Raw genomic sequence first — 14323 nt, 5'->3', positions numbered from 1 at the left:
GCGCCACCCTCTTGGCCGGTGGCGCTGCGTGCCGGTCAGCCCCGTTCGCGCCGGCCGGCCGGGCAACCCGGCTGGCGGGCTCCCCGGCCACATCGTCCGACGGCAGGCTCTCCCGACGTCCGACGGCAGGCTCTCCCGACGGCACGCTCGTCCTGCGGCCTCTCCTCCGGCGGCCCTCTGCCGTAGCTGCTCCCACGGGGGCGCCCTGGCGTAGGGGGGCGCTCAGGCGGGGTCGATGTTCGCGATGAGGATGCGGATGTCGCCGATCGCGAGGCCGGCGGCGGTGAGGTGGGCGGCGACGACGTCGTAGGCGGCGCGTGCGCTGGCCGCCGCCGGAACCGAATCCGTGATGCCGAGGGTCGCCTCGACGTGCACGCGGCCATCCCGCTCCGTCACCACCACGGGCTCATCGCCCGCAGCGACCGCAGCCGCTGCCGCAGGAGTGCCCAGGGCACTCTCCGCAGGCGGTGCCGCAGCGGCGGGCCCGGCTGTCCCCACCGGCGGCCGGGTGGCTCCGAGGCTCGGGAGAGCCGCCTCGCGCAGCCCGCCGACGAGGCCGGCGACCCCACCGACCGCGGCGTCGACGACCGTCCGCAGCGCCGGCCGAGCCGGGTACACCGCGACCACCCCGGGCAGGGCCGACAGCGCCTCGCGGAGTTCCCGCGGCAGATCTTCGGCGATCATCGTTCGTCCTCCGCCCGCTCGGTGTGCACATCCGTGACGGTGATGTCGATCGCCGCGACGTCGAGATCGGTGTGTCGGGCCAGGGAATCGGCGATCGCCGCCCGCAGCCGCGCCGTCGTCTCCGGGATGCTCGCACCCCAGCCGACAGTGGCGTCGACCGTGACGGTGATCGGCGTGCCCGGGGTGGTGACGTCGCCCTCGAGGCGGCAGCGCCCGATGATGAGCCCGTCGATCGTGTCGCCCGCGGCCCGGATGAGGCCGCGAACCGACCCCTCGGTGATCCCGAGGTCGGCCGCCGCGTCCGGGTGCGCGATCGGGATGGTGCGTCCGGCCCGGGCTTCGCGGCTGATGTTGCGAACGATGCCGGCCACCCAGCTCTCCTCCGGCTCGGGCTCGCTCGTGGCCTGCGTCTCCAGCAAGGAGCCGGCGAGCCGGCGCAGCCGCTGCAGCGACGCCAGCGCCAGCTGGCAACCGGGCGACGAATCGATGCTCGGATCGGCCGGGCTACGGCCGCTGTCGAGGTAGGCGGAGAGCTCCTCGATCGTGTGGCCGTCGAGGTCTTCGGGTTCCCAGGACGTGGGTGGGGGGTCGTGGGGGATGCTCATCGCCATGCCTCCATCTCACGGATCAGGTTCTTACGTGCCCGGGCGATCAGCCCACGCACGGTGCTCGAGGGCAGGTCGAGCTCCTGCGCGATCTCGAGGTAGCTGTACTCGCCGATCTCTCGCAGCACCCAGCAGCGCCGTTGATCGTCCGGCAGCGCGGCGAGCGCCGCATTCAGCGCCTGGTCGAGCGACATCGCTTCGGCCTGAGCGAGGGGTGATTGTTCCTCCGGGGCAGGCTGGTCGTGGTCGGTGATGTCAGCGGTCTCCCGACGCCGCCGGATCTGGTCGAGCGCACGATTGGACACGATCCGCATCAGCCAGCTCTTCACCACGTCGAGGTCGGCGAGCTCCGGCAGCTTCCGCCAAGCCGTGATGAACGCCTCTTGCACGACATCGTCGACATCGCTCGACGAACCGAGGATGCGGTAGGCGTACGCGCGCATCAGCCGCCCGTACCGGCGCACCAGCACTTCGAACGCCCGGACGTCGCCGTCGGCGGCGCGCCCGGCGAGGATGCGGTCGGCGGCGTCGCTCAGATCGCGCCCGCTCCGCTCCTCGGTCATGCCCCCATCCAACACCACGCCGAAGAATGCTCCAGAAAAAAACTTCTGGGACGAGTGTGACGAATCACCCCGTGGCGACGTCCTATAGACAACGAAGCACAATCAAGCCCCGAACCCAGGGGCTCCGATCGAGGAGAGAAACCATGGCGAACACCACCACCCCCAGCACCGCGACGGCCACCGCCGCCTCGACCCCCACCAACGTGCAGACCACGCTCGGCAAGACCGTCATCAACGACGGCGTCGTCGCGAAGGTGGCGGGCATCGCCGCCCGTGAGGCGCGCGGCGTCTACGCACTCGGCGGCGGCGCAGCTCGCGCGTTCGGTGCCATCCGTGAGGCCGTGGCCGGCACCGACCAGTCCCAGGGCATCAGTGTGGAGGTCGGCGAGACGCAGGTCGCCGTCGACGTCACGATCGTGGCCGAGTACCCGCTGGCATTGCAGGACGTGGCCGACGGCGTGCGCTCGAACATCATCCGCGCCGTCGAGTCGATCGTGGGCCTGGAAGTCACCGAGGTGAACGTGACCGTCAACGACGTGCACCTGCCCTCCGACGACGCCGAGCCGGCTGAGGCTCGAGTCCAGTGACCGCCTCGGCCACCCGCACGGGCATGCTGATCGGCGCCGTGCTCGCACTGACCTGGATCGTGCTCGGCTTCTGGGCGTTCTTCTTCGTCGCGATCGCCATCGCGATCGGAGCGCTCGTCGGCCGCATCATCGAGGGCAAGCTCAGCCTCGCGGCGCTCACCGACGTGATTCGCGGAAAGCGCGTCTCATCATGACCGCCGCCGCGATGAGTTCTGTCGCGGCAGGCCCCTGCATCCGTTCCGAGCGGGGCCGCACCCGAATCAGCGCGAAGGCGCTGAACCGCGTGGTCGCCGCCGTCACCGCCGACACCTTCGGCGTGCCGGCGTCGGCCATCGGGGTCGACCTGGCCGACGAGAACGGGATGCTCGTGCTCACCGTGAGCACACCCATCCGCGTGCCGTCGCTCGACCGCATCCGCACCGACCCCGGCGCGGTCGAGCGGGCCGGCGGCACCGTGCTCGGGCGCGCAGCCCGCGCCCACGACGTCATCCGCGATCGCGTCTCCGGACTCACCGGCTCGGCGATCTCCCGGGTCGTCGTACGGCTGAAGGCCGCTGACATCCAGAAGGAGGAGAGGGTTCGATGAGTACCACAACCTCTGCGCCGGCGCCGAGCACCGCAGCGGCGGCGGACGGCATCACGCCGACGCCCGGCTCCGCTCGGCTCTACCGCCGGATCGTGCGCCGCGAGACCCATGCGTCCCGCTCCGGCCTCGCGATCACGCTCGCCCTGCTGCTCGTGATCGTGTTCGCCTGGATCGGCACCGAGATCGTGCTCGCGCTCCTGGGCGCCCCGGCGCTGCTGGCGGCACCGGCCGACATGTTCGGCTCCACCCTCCACCTCGTCGACGCACCCACGTGGATCGTGGCGACCGCGGGCATCCTCGTGGCGCTGCTCGGTCTGGTGCTGATCGTGCTCGCGCTCAGCCCGGGCCGGCGAGCCCGTCATGTGCTCGCCTCCGACCGCGCGGCCGTGGTGGTCGACAACGAGGTGGTCGCCTCGGCCTTGGCCAGGCACGCGGCCCTGGCGGCCGACGTCGATCCCGACAACACCTCGGTCGCCGTTTCGCACCGCTCCGCCGTGGTGAGTCTCGTGCCCACCTCGGGCATCCCCGTCGACCGCAGCGCGGTGCAGCAGACCGTCGACGAACGGCTGGCCGACTGGGCGCTCACCCCGGCACTCCGGGGCCGGGTGCGCGTCGCCCCGAACGGAAGGATCGGCGCATGAACAGCTCCAATCGCGCGGCCAACCGCACCCTCGTCTTCGTGCTCGGCCTGCTGCTCCTCGTCATCGGCGTGGCCGCGGCTGCCGCTGTGCTGGTGCAACCGGTGCGCGACGCCTGGCAGAACGCCATCGACCCGACCCGCAACTGGGTGAGCGGATGGCTGCAGCAGACCCCGCTCGGCGACACCGGCGTGAGCTGGCTCATGCCGGCGGTGCTCGTGCTGCTCGTTCTGGCTGTGGTCGTGCTCATCGCCTTCGCGACCCGGCACGGCCGCGGACACATCCGCATCGCGGTGACCGACGACGCCTCCGCCCACGGCACCACCGTCGTCGAGTCGGGGGTCGCCGAGCAGGCGCTCCAGGACGTGCTGAGTGCGCGCCCCGAGTTCGTCGCCTCCCATGTCTCGCTCTACCGGGTGAAGCGCACCCCCGTGCTGAAGATCTCGGTGACCTGCCGGCGCGGCTTCGCCCCGAACGACGCGGCAGCGCTGGTGGAGGGTGCTCTGCACTCCCTCGACGCGCTGCTGGGGCGGGAGCTGCCCGCCTTCATCCAGATCGGCGGCGGCTTCCGGGCCCGCCTCACCTCCACCACCCGCCTGCAGTGAGGCGAACCCACAGACCGGCATCCGCCCTGCGGATGTCTCCCCGAAAAAACACGAACACCCCAACAGAAAGGAGCTCGTCATGAGCGCAGCAGACAAGATCAAGAACGCGGCCGAGGACCTCGCCGGCAAGGCGAAGGAGGCCGTCGGCAACCTCACCGACAACGACAAGCTCGTGGCCGAGGGCAAGGCCGACCAGGCCAAGGCCGACGTGAAGAAGGCCGGCGAGAACGTGAAGGACGCCTTCAAGGAGTAGTCACGCTCTCGTGAGAGCGCGGGCCCGCCACCGATCCCGAGGGTGGCGGGCCCGCTTTCGCGTGCTCGCGCCGATTCTGGTGCGGCGCGGATGCCCGGTGCTAGGCCCCGCCGCGATCGGCGAGCAGCCCGCGCATGTAGTCGATCTCGCCGGTCTGGGCGAAGGTGATCGATTTCGCCAGGGCCACCACGAGCGGATTGCTGGTGCGCGCGATGGCCGCCTCCGCCATCTCCACCCCACCCTGATGGTGCGCGATCATGAGCTGCAGGAACAGCCGTTCGGCCTCGACCCCGGTCAGCTGCGAGAGCCGCTCGATGTCTTGGGCCGACGCCATGCCGGGCATCGGATCGCCCGGCTTCATGTCGCCGCCGTCGATCGAACCGGCGGATGCGCCACCGTGGTCGTGCTCGCCGGAACCCGCACCCGAGAGGGTGGGTTGCAGCATCCAGGTCATCGCCGGCTCGGACGACGCCTGGGGCAGGTTCCACGCGTTGAGCCAGGCGTACATCTGGCCGGATTGCTGTGCCTGCGAGGTGGCGATGTCGTAGGCCAGCTGCCGGATCTCGGGGTCGTCGGTCTGCTCACGCACGATCATGGCCATCTGCACGGCCTGATCATGGTGCTGCTGCATGTCGCGCGCGAAGCCGGCCTCGACGCTGGTGTCGGACGGGGTGGCGGTGCGCGGGGCGGCCAGCCAACCGGCCGCGAACGCGACCACTCCGAGGAGCACGGCGGCCACCACGGCCGCGACGACGACCCGCCCGCGCGGGCGGTGCGGGGTCGCAGCGGCTACCGGCCCGGAACCGCCGTCCGCGCCGGTGCCACCGACCGCTCCGCCGTCGGTCACGCGACCTTGCCGGGGCCGTCCACGCCGCCGGTGCACGGCGCGCCCGGCTCGGGGGCGTCGGCCGACTTCCAGAACTTCGTCACGAACTGCTCGAGCCGCGGGTCGTCGACCCCGTCGAGGAACACCTGGTTGCCCCACGCCGAGGCGACCACCGGTGCGCTCAACCCGTCGAAGGGCGAGAGCACCGCGTAGGTGTCGGGGAGGTGCGATCGCAGGGTCTCGACCCCGGCGGCATCGACCTGGGCCGGGTCGTAGGTGACCCAGATCGCGCCGTGCTCGAGGTCGTGCACCGCGTTCTCGTTGGGCACCGGCTCGGAATAGACGCCGCAGTTCAGCCAGACGCCGTTGTGGTCGCCGCCGGCCGGCGGGGTCTGCGGGTAGTCGACCGTGCCGGTCACGTGGTTGGCGGTGAGCCCGGGGTAGGTCTCGAGCCCCTCGATGGCGATCGTCGCCGGGTCGGCCTTCGGGGCGGAGCTCGTGACCACGAAGGTGACGAGAAGCGCCACCGCCGCCGCGGCGGCCACTCCACCGGTGATCCAGCCGATCATTCGGTTGCGGCGCTGCCGCTTCTGCTGAGCGACCATCTCGGCGACCTTGGCCGCCCGCCGGGCATCGCGTTCCTGCTTCACGGTCAGCTTCTTGGCCTGTTCTCGCGCCTTCGGCGGAACGGAGGAGGATGCGTTCGAGGGGCGCGGGGGATCGGAACGGGGAGTCACGGCTCTCATTTCGATGGCGGCGAGCAAGGGAGTTGAAGCTACAACTATCTCCACGATGCCTGGTAGATCCATGTGTGCGCAACGACCGGCTCCATAACCGGAACGGAATACATCGCGTGTGAGGATCGGTGGATGTTCAAATCGGTCGCCCGCGCGGTCGCCCGTCCCATCTCGCGGGTGGTCTACCGGCCGACGGTGAGCGGCCGCGAGAACGTGCCGCGCACCGGGTCGGTGTTGTTCGCGAGCAACCACCTGAGCTTCATCGACAGCGTGGTCATCACGATCGTCGCTCCGCGCGACGTACGGTTCCTGGCCAAGGCCGAGTACTTCACGGGCACGGGCACCAAGGGCGCGGTCTCGCGCGCGTTCTTCGAGTCGATCGGCGCGATCCCGGTCGACCGCGAGAGCAACACGGCGGCGCAGGACTCCCTCGAACGTGGCCGGGAGGTGCTCGAGGCGGATGGCGCGTTCGCCATCTACCCGGAGGGTACGCGCTCGCGGGACGGCCGGCTCTACCGCGGCCGCACCGGGGTGGCCTGGCTCAGCCTCACCACGCGGTGCCCGATCGTGCCCGTGGGCCTGGCGGGAACCCAGGACCTGTTGCCGGTGGATGCACGGCTGCCGCGCATCCGGCCCGTCACCGTGCGATTCGGTGCACCCATCGACTCGGCCGCGTACGGCGAGGCGTCATCGGCGCGCGCCCGGCGCCGGCTCACCGACGACGTGATGGCGGCCATCGGCGGCCTCTCGGGCCAGGAGCTCGCCGGTGTCTACAACGAGCCGCCCGCCGCGAACGTGGTCGAGCGGATGCGCCGCGCTCTCCACCGCAACGACCCCGTCTGACCCCCTGCCCCACACCCGGTCACCACGGCACGCGAGCGGCCGGGCCGGGCACGAAGGCGACGTCGGAGGGGGTGAGCGGGTGACCTGCGCCGTCGAGGAACGTGACCGACACCGGTTCCCGCCGGGCCGCGTCGACCACCCGGGCACTCTGCCCGCCCGAGTACGGATGGTAGGTGTCACCCCACTGCGCCAAGGCGCCGATCACGAGCGCCAGCCCCTGCCCGCTCTCGGTGAGGTGGTAGCTCGAGCGCTCGCGCGAGCCGGGCTCGCGGTAGGCGCGCTTCTCGAGCACCCCGGCGTCGACGAGCTTGGTCAGCCGGGCGGCGAGGATGTCGCTGGGCGCGCCGAGCGACTCCTTGAACTCCGAGAACCGCGTGCGCCCGCGCAGGGCGTCGCGCACGATGAGGAGCGACCACTTCTCGCCCACGATGTCGAGCGCGCGCACGATCTGGCAGCGTGCCTCGTTCTCGGCGCCGGCCTGGGCATCCTTCAGCTGTGCCATGCGCACCAGGCTACGTCGAAAGCGTCTAAATTGGAAATTCCAATTCAGTTGGAGTAGGGTCGCCCGCATGACGAAACTGCGGAGGCTCTCCCGGCGCGGCACCTTCTGGTCGGCATCGGCGGTGCTCGCGCTGTGCCTCTGGGCGAGCGGGGCGCCGAGCGTGCTCTACCCGGTGTACGCGGCCGAGTGGCACCTGCCCGCCGTCGTCACCACCTCGGTCTTCGGCACCTACCCGCTCGCGCTGCTGGTGGTGCTGCTCCTGTTCGGCGGGCTCTCCGACACCATCGGCCGGCGGCGCGCCATGCTCCTCGGTGTCGCACTCATCGCGGTGGCGGCCCTTGCCTTCGCGTTCGCGCCGAACGTGGGCTGGCTCTACCTCGGCCGCCTGCTGCAGGGCATCGGCACCGGTTTCGCGCTCGGCGCGGCGAGCGCGGCGCTGGTCGAGAACAACACCTCGGCCAACCCGCGGATCGCGAGCACGCTCACCACCGCGTCGACGGCGACGGGCCTCACGCTCGCCCTCGTCGTCTCGGGCGTGCTCGCCGAGTACGCGCCGCTGCCGCTCGTGCTGAGCTTCGCGGTGCTCTTCGCGCTCGCGGCGGTGGCGTTCGCCGCGGTCTGGTTCACCCCCGCCGACACCGCCGGGCTCGGTCGCCCCAGCTGGCGGCCGAAGCGGCTGCGGTTGCCGAGCGGCATCCTGCTCCCCTTCGTCGCGGCCACGGCGTCGGTGTCGCTCGCCTACAGTGTGGGCGCCGTCTTCCTCTCCCTCGGCGCCCAGATGGCCAGGGACTTCACCGGGACCACCAACCTCCTGGTGGTGGGGGCCCTGCTCGGCATCTCCTCGATCGCGATCGGCGTGACGGCCCTCTTCCTCGGCCGGGTCCCGGCGCACCTCAGCATCGGGCTGGGCGGGGTGATCTCCCTCGCCGGCCTCGGCCTCATGGCCGGCGCAGCGGCCGCCGGCTCGATCGGCCTCTTCCTCGCCTGGTGCGTCGTCGGCGGCGTGGGGTACTCGTTCGCCTTCACCGGTGGCCTGGGCCTCGTGAACCGCGCCGCGCCCGCGCAGCACCGGGGCGGCACGCTGTCGCTGCTCTACCTCTTCTCGTATCTGCTGCAGGCGGCCACCGCGATCGGTGCGGGCGCCCTGGCCACCGCGCTGGGGCTCGGGCCGGCGGTCGACCTGCTCGCACCGCTCCTGGCAGTGCTGGCGGCGGGGACGGTGACGCTCGCGGTGCTCGATCGGGCGGCCGGCCGCCGCCGCGCATCCGCTTTGTCGAGCTCGGCAGTGCAAAGCCGCGCCTGACTGTAGGGTCTCCACAGTCGACCTGCCGGTGCCTCCGCGCGCTGTTGTAGGCGGTTGACGGCGGATTGTCGGCGCTCGTCGCTACGGTTTTAGCGTAGTGATCGGCTCGGCACGCCCGGGGCGTGCCACGACGACGAGGACGACGATGACACACACGGTCGACAGCACGAACACCGATTCCACTCCCCGCTCGGCGCCCCAGGGCGACGAGGTGGAGGCGATCGACAGCGAGCTCGACGCCTCCGCGCGCATCACCAAGAAGCCGGGTGGCGGGGCGGATGCGCGACGCGCCACCACGAACGACGTGGTGGTCGCCCGCACCGACGTGGAGTGGCTCGGCCGCTACCTCCTCGGCACCTGGGCCGACGTGCGCATCGGCGCCCGCGCCCTCACCGCGAAGCCCGAGATGCAGCGCATCGAGGGCCAGTCGCTCGAGGAGCACCGCGAACGCGTGTTCGGGCAGCTGAAGCTGCTGGTCGAGAACGGTCAGGTGCACCGCGCCTTCCCCGAGTCGATCGGCGGGGCCGACGACCACGGCGGCAACATCGCGGGCTTCGAGGAGCTCGTGCTCGCCGATCCGTCGCTGCAGATCAAGTCGGGCGTGCAATGGGGGCTGTTCGGGGCGGCGGTGCTGCACCTCGGCACCGACTACCACCACCAGACCTTCCTCCCCGCCATCATGAGCCTCGACGTACCCGGCGCCTTCGCGATGACCGAGACGGGTCACGGGTCGGATGTCGCGGCCATCGGCACCACGGCGACCTACGACGACCAGGCGCACGAGTTCGTCATCCACACCCCGTTCCGCGGTGCGTGGAAGGACTACCTCGGCAACGCGGCGGTGCACGGCACCGCCGCCGTGCTCTTCGCGCAGCTCATCACGAAGAACGTCAACCACGGCGTGCACGCCTTCTACGTTCCGCTGCGGGACGCCGTGACCGGCGAGTTCCTGCCGGGCGTCGGCGGTGAGGACGACGGGCTCAAGGGTGGGCTGAACGGAATCGACAACGGGCGCCTGCACTTCGATCACGTGCGCATCCCGCGCGAGAACCTGCTGAACCGCTACGGCGACGTGGCCGAAGACGGCACCTACTCCAGCCCGATCGCGAGCCCCGGCCGCCGCTTCTTCACCATGCTCGGCACCCTGGTGCAGGGCCGCGTCTCGCTCGACGGCGCATCGACCGCAGCGGCGAAGGTGGCGCTCACCATCGCCATCACCTACGGCAACGAGCGCCGCCAGTTCACCGCGGGCAGCGACACCGACGAGGAGGTGCTGCTCGACTACCAGCTGCACCAGAAGCGGCTCATGCCGAAGCTCGCCACCACCTATGCGGCGAGCTTCGCGCACGAGCAGTTGCTCACGAAGTTCGATCAGGTGTTCTCGGGCGAAGCCGACAGCGACGACGACCGCCAAGACCTCGAGACCCTCGCGGCCGCGCTCAAACCGCTCAGCACCTGGCACGCCCTCGAGACCCTGCAGGAGGCGCGCGAGGCCTGCGGCGGCGCCGGATTCCTGGCCGAGAACCGGCTGGTGGGGCTGCGTGCCGACCTCGACATCTACGCCACCTTCGAGGGCGACAACCACGTGCTGCTGCAGCTCGTGGCGAAGCGCCTGCTGAGCGACTACTCCCGCCGCTTCGCCAAGGCCGACTTCGGTGTGCTCGCCCGCTACGTGGTGGAGCAGGCGGCCGACAAGACGATGAACGGGTCGGGGCTGCGCTCGCTCGCGCAGACCGTGGCCGACTTCGGCTCGACCGCGCGCTCCGTCGGGCAGCTGCGCGACGCATCCGCTCAGCGTCAGCTGCTCACCGACCGGGTGGAGACCATGGTGGGCGAGGTGGCGGCGAAGCTCCGGCCGGCGGCGAAGCTGTCGAAGAAGGGCGCCGCCGACCTGTTCAACCTGCACCAGTCCGAGATCATCGAGGCCGCTCGGGCGCACGCCGAGCTGCTGCAGTGGGAGGCGTTCACCGAGGCCGTCGACGGCCCGACCGGACAGGCGTCGGGGATGGATGACGGCACCCGCGTCGTGCTCACCTGGCTCCGCGATCTGTTCGGGCTCGGCCTGGTCGAGAAGCACCTCGCCTGGTATCTCATGAACGGGCGGCTCTCGCCGTCGCGCGCGCGAGCTGTCGGCCTCTACACCGAGCGGCTGTCGGCGCGGCTGCGGCCGCACGCCCAAGACCTCGTGAGCGCCTTCGGGTACGGGCCGGAGCACGTGCGCGCCGCCATCGCGACCGGTGCCGAGCGCGAGCGCCAGACCGAGGCCCGCGAGTACTACCGCGCGGCCCGGGCCGCCGGCACCCTCCCCGCCCCGGAGAAGAAGCCCGCCCGCACCCGGTGACCCCTCCGATCGACGGGTCGCGAAGAGGTGGGGTGGGGATGGCGCGGGAAATGAGTAGTGGGTGCTCAGGTGGAGGCGGGCCGGCGGATGGGAGGCTGGCACCACGCCACGACCGGGAGGATGCGATGACTGCGTACGAGGAGCTCGGCGGACACGCCGTGATGAGGACGGCCGTCGCGGTGTTCTACAACCGCGTGGTGGCCGACCCACTGCTCGCGCCCTACTTCGAAGGCGTCTCGCTCGCCCGGCTGCGCGGCCACCAGATCGCGTTCCTCTCCGGGGTGCTCGGGGGGCCCCACATGTTCACGGGACGAGACCTGGCGACCGCCCACGCCGGCTTCTCGATCACCGAGGAGGCGTTCGACGCGATGGCGGAACATCTCGAGTTCGCTCTCGTCGACGTGGGCGCGCCTGACGCCGTGACCGCCGACGTGCTCAGCACCGTCGCCGGACTACGGAACGCCATCGTGCAGCCTGCCGCTACCCCGTCGTCGCGGGCGGGGTGAGCGGTGACGACCCGGGCGCACCGATGAGGTCACGGCGGCCAGAGATCCCGAGCTTGCCGTAGCTGGACTGCAGGTGGTTGTCGACCGTCCGGATCGACAGGAACAGGCGCGTCGCGATCTCCTGACTGCTGAGACCGAGCCGAGCGAGGTCGACCACCTCGCGCTCCCGCCGGGTGAGCACGTCAGGAGCCGAGTCGCGGATGCCGCGGGTGTCGGCACCCGGGCAGAGAGCCGCCAGCTCCAGGGCCCGCTCCTGCAGCGCCGCCGCGTCGTGCGCCCGCCCCGCTTCCCGTGCCGCCCGGCTCGCCGCTGCGAACGCCTCGGCCGCGGACAGCGTGGCACCGAGCAGCAACCAGCGCTCGCCAGCCGCGGCGAGGGCGCTCGCCGACGGCTCGGCCACGGCGCGGGCGTGGGCCGCCCGCGCAGCGAAGAGCGGACTGTCGCTCGCCGCACCGAGTTCGTCGATCCGGTCGGCAATGAGCCGGAGGGTGGCCGTGAGCGTCGTCGCCGGGATGACGGTCGCGCCTGAACCGATGCGTGCCGCCTGGAAGAGCAGTGTGGTCGCGAGGTAGAGCGCGCCCGAATCGACGTGATGCTCGGCCTCGGCGCGCAGGCGCTCGATCGCGACCGCCGGCTGACCCTGGAGCGCGGTGAGTTGCGCCTCGGCGAGCCTCACGTGGAAGTTTCCCTCCGGGGCGTCGGTGTGCAGGGTGCGCAGGATCGCCTCCGCGGCATCCGTCTCGCGGGCTGCGATCTGGGCGAGCGCCAGGGTGCCGAGCGCCACGCGGTGCAGGTTCCTCGGCCCCTTCACGCGGGCGCCGGCGATCGCGTCGCCGAGCCAGCGGCGGGCCGACGAGACCTGCCCGATCTGCAGCAGCACATGGCCGAGGAGAAGCTCGGCGTAGCGGGTGGAGACCTCGTCGTCGAACTGCACCGACTCCGACAGGGCCTCCAGCGCCAGCGCCCGCGCCTCGTCGAACGACCCGCCGACGAGGGCGGCCGAGGCCGCGGTGAACAGCGCGAACGCCCGGTCGCGGGCCACCGGCTCGTCGCCGAGCAGCCGCTCGACCTCCGCGCGGGACTCCGACCATCGACCCACGCCGGCCAACGGCATCGCCGCTGCCATGGCCACCATCTCGCGCAGTTCGGCCGGAAGGCCAGGGGTGTTCACCAGCGGTTCGATCTCGGTCAGCGCCTCGCCGGTGCGCTCGACCGTGAACAACATCATCGAGCGGGTGATCGCGAGCAGAGCGGCGTGACCCGGGAAACGGTCCTCGGCCGCCGAGAGCAGCTCGAGCGCCGCCACGATGCCACCCGGCTGATCGTGCCGGATGAGCGCGAGGGTGCTGGCGATGCGCACCGAGAGCAGGTCGGATGCCGGAGCCGTGTGATCGAAGGCCGACCCGGCCTCCGCGGCCGCACGCGCGCCTGCCGCATCGCCGAGGCGACGGAGCGCGTCGGCGAGGATGAGGTGGGGGAGTCCGCCGGGGGCTCCGGCGTCGATCCCGGCCTGCGCGAGCTTCGCTGCGAGCGCGTGGTCGTGGGTGAGCTGAGCGAGCCGGGCGCCGGCGACGAGCACCTCGGGCGAGGTCGGCTGGCCCGCATCCAGGCGCCACACGGCCACGCGGAACGCGCCGTCGGGCGTCGTGTCCGAGTCCGCCGCGATGTCGGCCTGCTCGATCAGGATGTCCTCGACGCGCAACATCGACATGGTTGCCCGGATGACGCCCACGTAGTGCGGCTGGGCGAGCTCGACGAGCATCCGTCCGCCCGCTTCGCGCACCGACACGAGGCCGGCGCGTTCGAGCTCGGTGACGCCGGTTCGGGCGTCGGGGGCGCGGAGTTCGCGCACCGGGAGCGGCTGGCACACGGCCAGGCGCTCGATCACGTCGAGCTGAGCCGGGGTGAGCGAACGGAACCGCCGGGCGATCACGTCGCCGAGGGCAGGAGTGCCGACCGGCTCCCCGATGAGCTGCCAGACGCCCGACTCGTCGACCAGGGTGCCCGCCTGCAGCGCTCCGGCACACAGTTCGCGCAGGAAGAGCGGGTTGCCCCCGGCGGCCCGGTGCAGTTCCTCGACGGTTCGGCGGGCGACCGAACCGCCGAGCGCGTGGGTGAGCAGCGACTCGCTCGCGGTGCTGTCGAGCGGCGGCACATCGATGCGCACGGCCGCGCTCTCACTCCACAGGGCGAGCAGCGCATCCGGAATGGGTGCGCCGTCACCGATCGTGACGAGGAGTTTGATGACGCCGGAATGCACGAGCTGGGCGAGCAACGCGACCGAGAGGTCGTCGAAGGCCTGCAGGTCGTCGACGACGGCGAGGATGCGTCCGGTGCCGCCGATCGCGCGGATGCGTGCTGTCACCGCGGTCAAGAGGCTCAGCGGGTCGGCGGCCAGGGTCGTGAGGTCGATCGCGGGGGCGGCGGGGCCTGAACCGGCGGAGCCTGGACCGGCGGGACCGGACGACGCGAACAGGGGCGACAGGCCGCCGAGCGGAAGGGCCGTGACACTCGTGCGCCCCGACAGGCGCAGGACCGACCACGCGGAGGCGCTCAGACGCGCCGCGCATTCGGCTGCCAGCCGCGACTTCCCGACCCCGGTCGGGCCGAGCAGCACCGCGGCGAGGGTCGGCGTGGCCTCGATCGTGGCAGTGATCCGCTCGAGCAGTGCATCGCGGCCCTGGAACCGCCACTCGCCCTCGGTGACGGGCCCTGGTCCCGTCGTGCCGGTCGTCATTGCGATA

17 protein-coding genes are annotated in these 14323 nt (G+C 71.7%); 10 read left to right on the top strand and 7 right to left on the bottom strand.

Annotation, left to right across the window (positions count from 1 at the left end; genetic code table 11):
• Nucleotides 1–222: 222 nt before the first annotated feature.
• From AC3WLB_RS07085 to AC3WLB_RS07075, 3 genes are read right to left on the bottom strand one after another with little or no spacing between them, the layout of a single operon-like run.
• On the bottom strand, nt 223–684 hold the full coding sequence (locus tag AC3WLB_RS07085) for a hypothetical protein (RefSeq protein ID WP_492504534.1): 462 nt from the start codon (nt 682–684) through the stop codon (nt 223–225).
• Entirely contained in the window at nt 681–1289 is a 609-nt protein-coding gene (locus tag AC3WLB_RS07080) for an Asp23/Gls24 family envelope stress response protein (RefSeq protein WP_035882891.1), read from the bottom strand. Before AC3WLB_RS07080 ends, AC3WLB_RS07085 begins: the two co-directional genes overlap by 4 nt.
• Nucleotides 1286–1852, bottom strand: a complete 567-nt coding sequence (locus AC3WLB_RS07075; RefSeq protein ID WP_492504532.1) for an RNA polymerase sigma factor — start codon at nt 1850–1852, stop codon at nt 1286–1288. Before AC3WLB_RS07075 ends, AC3WLB_RS07080 begins: the two co-directional genes overlap by 4 nt.
• A gap of 143 nt (nt 1853–1995) precedes the next feature.
• Between AC3WLB_RS07075 and AC3WLB_RS07070 the strand changes: the two genes are divergently transcribed.
• The 6 genes from AC3WLB_RS07070 (at nt 1996) to AC3WLB_RS07045 (ending at nt 4521) form a co-directional block, all read left to right on the top strand.
• Nucleotides 1996–2439 (top strand): Asp23/Gls24 family envelope stress response protein, encoded by a 444-nt coding sequence (locus AC3WLB_RS07070; protein ID WP_022896888.1) that lies wholly within the window; start codon nt 1996–1998, stop codon nt 2437–2439.
• Nucleotides 2436–2633 carry a DUF2273 domain-containing protein gene (locus AC3WLB_RS07065; RefSeq protein WP_022896887.1) on the top strand — a complete coding sequence of 66 codons (198 nt, stop codon included), beginning with the start codon at nt 2436–2438 and terminating at the stop codon, nt 2631–2633. Before AC3WLB_RS07070 ends, AC3WLB_RS07065 begins: the two co-directional genes overlap by 4 nt.
• Entirely contained in the window at nt 2630–3025 is a 396-nt protein-coding gene (locus AC3WLB_RS07060) for a hypothetical protein (protein WP_492504529.1), read from the top strand. Before AC3WLB_RS07065 ends, AC3WLB_RS07060 begins: the two co-directional genes overlap by 4 nt.
• On the top strand, nt 3022–3666 hold the full coding sequence (locus AC3WLB_RS07055) for a hypothetical protein (protein WP_492504527.1): 645 nt from the start codon (nt 3022–3024) through the stop codon (nt 3664–3666). The genes AC3WLB_RS07060 and AC3WLB_RS07055 overlap by 4 nt, the downstream gene beginning before the upstream one ends.
• Nucleotides 3663–4268: a hypothetical protein gene (locus tag AC3WLB_RS07050; protein WP_492504525.1), complete on the top strand. Its 606-nt coding sequence runs from the start codon at nt 3663–3665 to the stop codon at nt 4266–4268. The genes AC3WLB_RS07055 and AC3WLB_RS07050 overlap by 4 nt, the downstream gene beginning before the upstream one ends.
• Before the next feature lie 79 nt (nt 4269–4347).
• Nucleotides 4348–4521, top strand: a complete 174-nt coding sequence (locus AC3WLB_RS07045) for a CsbD family protein (protein ID WP_022896883.1) — start codon at nt 4348–4350, stop codon at nt 4519–4521.
• Between the two features lie 100 nt (nt 4522–4621).
• Here AC3WLB_RS07045 and AC3WLB_RS07040 read toward each other — a convergent pair whose 3' ends face one another.
• On the bottom strand, nt 4622–5368 hold the full coding sequence (locus AC3WLB_RS07040) for a DUF305 domain-containing protein (protein ID WP_492504523.1): 747 nt from the start codon (nt 5366–5368) through the stop codon (nt 4622–4624).
• Entirely contained in the window at nt 5365–5997 is a 633-nt protein-coding gene (locus AC3WLB_RS07035) for a thioredoxin-like domain-containing protein (protein WP_492504521.1), read from the bottom strand. Before AC3WLB_RS07035 ends, AC3WLB_RS07040 begins: the two co-directional genes overlap by 4 nt.
• Nucleotides 5998–6216: 219 nt before the next feature.
• On the opposite strand from AC3WLB_RS07035, the gene AC3WLB_RS07030 reads away from it, so the two are divergent.
• A complete protein-coding gene (locus AC3WLB_RS07030; protein ID WP_492504519.1) occupies nt 6217–6927 on the top strand; it encodes a lysophospholipid acyltransferase family protein in 711 nt (236 codons plus the stop codon).
• Between the two features lie 19 nt (nt 6928–6946).
• Here the strand turns inward: AC3WLB_RS07030 and AC3WLB_RS07025 are convergent, their stop codons facing one another.
• A complete protein-coding gene (locus tag AC3WLB_RS07025) occupies nt 6947–7429 on the bottom strand; it encodes a winged helix-turn-helix transcriptional regulator (RefSeq protein ID WP_022896879.1) in 483 nt (160 codons plus the stop codon).
• Nucleotides 7430–7496: 67 nt separating this feature from the next.
• On the opposite strand from AC3WLB_RS07025, the gene AC3WLB_RS07020 reads away from it, so the two are divergent.
• From AC3WLB_RS07020 to AC3WLB_RS07010, 3 genes are all read left to right on the top strand, one after another.
• Complete coding sequence (locus AC3WLB_RS07020; RefSeq protein ID WP_492504516.1) at nt 7497–8732, top strand: MFS transporter; 1236 nt, start codon at nt 7497–7499, stop codon at nt 8730–8732.
• A gap of 145 nt (nt 8733–8877) precedes the next feature.
• Nucleotides 8878–11073: an acyl-CoA dehydrogenase family protein gene (locus AC3WLB_RS07015; RefSeq protein WP_492504515.1), complete on the top strand. Its 2196-nt coding sequence runs from the start codon at nt 8878–8880 to the stop codon at nt 11071–11073.
• 125 nt (nt 11074–11198) lie between these two features.
• On the top strand, nt 11199–11579 hold the full coding sequence (locus tag AC3WLB_RS07010) for a group I truncated hemoglobin (protein ID WP_022897310.1): 381 nt from the start codon (nt 11199–11201) through the stop codon (nt 11577–11579).
• Here the strand turns inward: AC3WLB_RS07010 and AC3WLB_RS07005 are convergent.
• Nucleotides 11554–14316, bottom strand: a complete 2763-nt coding sequence (locus AC3WLB_RS07005; protein WP_492504512.1) for an AAA family ATPase — start codon at nt 14314–14316, stop codon at nt 11554–11556. The genes AC3WLB_RS07010 and AC3WLB_RS07005 overlap by 26 nt on opposite strands.
• Between the last annotated feature and the right edge of the window lie 7 nt (nt 14317–14323).

Source organism: Herbiconiux sp. FW305-C-125, from assembly GCF_058783455.1.
This window is presented reverse-complemented; position numbering and strand designations above follow the sequence as displayed.